Origin of the sequence: Pseudomonas sp. Ga0074129, assembly GCA_001465025.1 — a bacterium.
In the GTDB taxonomy this organism is placed as follows: Bacteria; Pseudomonadota; Gammaproteobacteria; order Pseudomonadales; family Pseudomonadaceae; genus Aquipseudomonas.
The window spans coordinates 1-3,691 of record LNDO01000012.1 but is presented as its reverse complement, the minus strand read 5'-3'; the positions used below and the strand labels follow the sequence as shown (position 1 = coordinate 3,691).

4 protein-coding genes and 1 pseudogene are annotated in these 3,691 nt (G+C 55.1%); 3 read left to right on the top strand and 2 right to left on the bottom strand.

Features of this window, described 5'->3' with window-relative positions; all coding sequences use genetic code 11:
* Nucleotides 1-97: 97 nt before the first annotated feature.
* From AUK77_RS00685 to AUK77_RS00675, 3 genes and pseudogenes are all read left to right on the top strand, one after another.
* Nucleotides 98-739 (top strand): annotated as a pseudogene (locus AUK77_RS00685) (GGDEF domain-containing protein); the annotation flags it as partial.
* Nucleotides 736-939, top strand: a complete 204-nt coding sequence (locus AUK77_RS00680) for a cysteine-rich CWC family protein (protein ID WP_296125229.1) — start codon at nt 736-738, stop codon at nt 937-939. The pseudogene AUK77_RS00685 and the gene AUK77_RS00680, both read left to right, overlap by 4 nt.
* Before the next feature lie 2 nt (nt 940-941).
* Nucleotides 942-1,634 (top strand): 16S rRNA pseudouridine(516) synthase, encoded by a 693-nt coding sequence (locus tag AUK77_RS00675; protein WP_296125227.1) that lies wholly within the window; start codon nt 942-944, stop codon nt 1,632-1,634.
* A 27-nt stretch (nt 1,635-1,661) separates the two neighbouring features.
* Here the strand turns inward: AUK77_RS00675 and AUK77_RS00670 are convergent, their stop codons facing one another.
* Together AUK77_RS00670 and AUK77_RS00665 are read right to left on the bottom strand one after the other, a co-directional pair.
* Entirely contained in the window at nt 1,662-2,690 is a 1,029-nt protein-coding gene (locus tag AUK77_RS00670) for a hypothetical protein (protein ID WP_296125225.1), read from the bottom strand.
* A gap of 37 nt (nt 2,691-2,727) precedes the next feature.
* On the bottom strand, nt 2,728-3,591 hold the full coding sequence (locus AUK77_RS00665; protein ID WP_363079345.1) for a response regulator: 864 nt from the start codon (nt 3,589-3,591) through the stop codon (nt 2,728-2,730).
* Nucleotides 3,592-3,691 lie beyond the last annotated feature (100 nt).

The following is a 3,691-nucleotide window of genomic DNA, read 5'->3' as shown; positions in this document are numbered from 1 at the left end:
GATCGTGACGCGTTCTTCAATGCTGAGTTCGTGATAGGACATAGGGCCGACACCTTACCGAAAGGTTCAGGTGTTGCACTCAGTTTCCGCGGCCGCCCTGTTTGTAGACAAGCACGAAGACGGCGCGGTGGCTGGCATCCGCCAGTCGCTGTATTTAAACCTGCTGATCTGCCTGATCGTGACCAGCATTGTCATCGCCTTGGTCAGCCTGGTGATGGCCCGTTATCAACGGCGCATCAGCGCCCTGGCCACCACTGACCTACTGACGCGCCTACCCAACCGCCGTGGCTTTGAATTGTTGGCCAATCAGGCCGTGCAGGAGGCTAGGCGCACTGCCAATCCGCTGTGCGCGCTGATGCTCGACCTGGATAACTTCAAACTGCTGAATGACAGTCACGGCCACATGGCTGGAGATGAAGTACTGCGCCACTTTGCCAGTACGCTGCAAAACACCGTGCGTAAATCCGACATTATCTGCCGCTGGGGCGGTGAGGAATTTATTCTGTTGCTCAAGGACACCTCGCCTGAACAAGCACGCGAGTTGGGCGAAAAAATCCGCCAGCTGACTGAGCAAAGCAGTATCCACTTCAACAACGCTGACCTGCGCATTACCACCAGTCTCGGCCTGGCAAAACTGCACGACGAAGAATCGTTGGAGCAACTGATCACCCGCGCCGACCGCGCCCTGTACCGTGCCAAGCAAAGTGGGCGCAACCGTTTGTGTGAAGAAACCCTGTGAGTGACACCACCCATTGCCCCAACTGCGGGCAGCTAAACCAGTGTGCGCAAGCTGACGCAAGCACACCCGTCAGCACCTGCTGGTGTTTTAACCTGGTAATTAGCAGAGAACGACTCAGCGCCCTGCCTGCCGAGCAGCTTAACCGCAGTTGCTTGTGCCCGCGCTGCGCGCAAGGCTTGCCAGAAGTAACAGTCGGCTAGCCATGCGCCTCGATCGCTTCCTCAGCAATTTGCCTCAATTCAATCGTCAGGCCGTAAGGCATTTACTGGTCAGCGGGCATGTAGCCGTTGATGGCGAGGTGATGCGCGACGGCCTGTATGAGGTGACTCAATTCAGCCGCATCGAAGTGGACTCTCAGCTGCTACAAGCAGGCAAATCCGCTCGCTATTTTATGCTGCACAAACCCATCGGGGTGGTCAGCGCCACCGCGCACGAGCAGCACCGCACCGTGCTTGACCTGCTGGATGAGCCGGACACATCCGACCTGCACTTGGCCGGTCGCTTGGACCTGAACACCAGCGGCCTGATGTTGATCACCAACGATGGTCAGTGGTCGCGTCGCCTAACCGAGCCGCGCAGCCGCTTGGGCAAGGTCTACCGCGTTCAGACCGAACAGCCGATAACCGCCGAATACATCGACGTCTTCGCCCGCGGCCTGTACTTCGCCTACGAAAACCTCACCACCTTACCTGCCGAACTGATCATCGAGAGCAGCCACAGCGCCCTGCTGACCTTGCACGAAGGTCGCTACCATCAGGTCAAGCGCATGTTTGGCCACTTTCAGAACAAGGTCATCGGCCTGCACCGGTTGAGCATGGGCGCTATCCAACTCGACCCACTACTGGCCCCCGGCCAATACCGCCCGCTCAGTGCAGCCGAAATCGGCAGTTGTTAGGTCTAGGTATTGGCTAATTGCTGCTCGTCAGCCATTTGCGGGGTTGGTCTTCAGTTGCAGCAGGCGGTGTGCTTTTTGTAGCTCCTCGTAGTCACTTTTGAATTTGAGGAGTTGGTCGGTGGCCGCATCGGTTTCCAGAAAGGCGCTTTCAATAAAATCTTTTTCAAGCAGCGTGCGCGACAGCACTTCACGCTCGCGATCCAGCTGCACACGCAGCAATTCAGCCTCTTCACGCAGCAGAGTTTGCAGACGGTTCTGCTCTTCAACTTCTTGCAGATGATGGTTTTTTTGCTCTTGACCAAGCTGCTTGGTTTCGCTGAGTAAACGCCGCAACTCCGTAGCCTCGGCGCTGCTTTGTTCACGCTGCGTTTGCAGGTGCGCCATTTGCTCTTTTAGGTGCTGCATCTTCACAAGTTGCAGACGTCCCTGCTCTTCAACGGCGTGCAGCTGAATTTCCGCTTCTTTGGCATGCTGCTTGGTGACTTTGAGCTGCCTTTGCAGGTCAGTCGCTTCGCTCAAGCCATGCTCGCGCTGAGACTTTAGGTGAGCCATCTCCTCTTTGAGGTGCTGAAACTTGGCGTGCAGAGTGTTTAATTTGTCATCACGGGTATCGGTCTGGCGCTTTTGTGCATGCAGCGTGGTGATGAGCTTGTGCGCCCGATCCAGTTTGTTTTTCAGGTCTTCAAGCTTGAACTCAAGTTCAGCACGGCCAGCAATCAAGGCGTCTAAATCAGGCTGGTGCTGGAGTTTCCAAGCGGGGTAGTTTTCATCGGCCAATCCATCAATCGATGACGCCAGCTCAAAGCTCTGGTTAAGCGCCTTATCAAAGGGTTCGAGGCTGTGTTCGCTGACTTCCGCGAGCATGTCTGTGAGCAGGATGTTGCTGGAGAGTTCTTCAGATGCACTCAACTCTTGTGCATCGTCGACAACGCCTTTGGCGGCGCTACAAGACTGCATGTAAATCCAAGCTACTAAGCCCGCGACTACAGCGACCAGCAACAAGTTAGCGGCAACCGCCAACATAATGCCGAGCTCCAAATGGCTTAAATCGCTCATCAACCCTCCTGCACAAATGCGCTTATTGGGGTGGGAGTTAACTCAGCAAAACCGAAATAAAGCCGTCGCCATACGCCGGGAAAGAGATGCTTAAATCAGCGCGGCCATAGTTATTACCCATCAATTCGAACAATTTGCCGAACGGCTTCTGCACCAGATGGCTGCTCGACAACGTACCGCGCTTGCCGGAACTGCGTGAAATCATGCCGGACAAATCACTGAGAAATGAGGTGCAGTTTTCATATACATCGCGGTTAAGGGTTTTAGCCAGAATCGCCGCTTTAACTTGATCGGCGCTCTGTTTGGCCATTGCACCACCCAGCATGCACGCGGCGTTGAGGTCCATAAGGCATACCGCATCGACGGCTTTGCTGTCTGGGGCGCTGTAAATACCAATGACGTAGGGCAGTTTGACGTGTTCGATAGGGACAGGTTCGATACGCTCGATTTTGCAGACAATCGACGAAAGACTCAGGATCGAGGCTATTTCAGCAACGTCAATGGCTTGTCTTGGCACCGCCGCTGCTGTCGGCGGTTGTGCCGGGGCGGCGGCCTCAATGGCATCTTCAACGCCACTGGCATCTTGCAACACGGAGAGTACTGCTTGCTTTAATTCTTCCGTATTGAAGGGTTTATTGACCACAAACGCCGCGCCATTGCGATGTGCTTCGTCCAGATGCCGCGCCGACGATTCGGTGGTTACAAAGCCCACTTTGATGTCATGCATGCCTAATTGACGGATGGTTTGCAGTAACTCCAAACCCGTCATACCTGGCATGTGCCAGTCCGTCAGAACAAGATCGGGCTGCCAGCCTTCCAGTATCGCCAACGCCTCGTCGCCATTTAACGCCGTGCGCAGTTCAATCTCGCGGTAGCCCGTGTTTTCCAGGATGCGTTTGATGATGGGCGGTTGCAGGGGCTGAGTGCAACACGGTTATTGAATTGAAGCAGGCGCAGCATGATGCATTCCTACCACCTCTGTCATGACTTCAATCGGGCAC